This window comes from Snodgrassella alvi, assembly GCF_002777745.1.
GTDB lineage: Bacteria > Pseudomonadota > Gammaproteobacteria > Burkholderiales > Neisseriaceae > Snodgrassella > Snodgrassella alvi_D.
The window spans coordinates 1-306 of sequence record NZ_MEIO01000021.1; the positions used below are offsets into that span (position 1 = coordinate 1).

Consider the following 306-nt stretch of genomic DNA (forward strand, 5'->3'; position numbering starts at 1 on the left):
CCGGGTAGAAGCAGATTCAACGGATGCCATCAACGGTTCACAGCTGCACAGTCTGTCAACTGTGACACAGACAGGACTGGATACTGCTACTTCAGGCCTGAACAGCCTGTCGCTGTCGACAACAACAGGTCTGAACAGCCTGAGTTCCAGTATAAATTCCAGCCTGAGCAATGCTACTGAGGGTGTGACAGAATTAAAACAGAATGCATTGCAATGGAATAACAATATCGGAGCTTATGATGCCGCTCGAAATGGAGATGCTAAAAGGATTACCAATGTAGCAGCCGGTATTCTTGGAGAGAATTC

The 306-nt window shown here is 47.1% G+C and carries 1 pseudogene; it reads left to right on the plus strand.

The features are described 5' to 3' along the window. A pseudogene (locus tag BHC51_RS12605) lies at positions 1-306 on the plus strand (hypothetical protein); the annotation flags it as partial.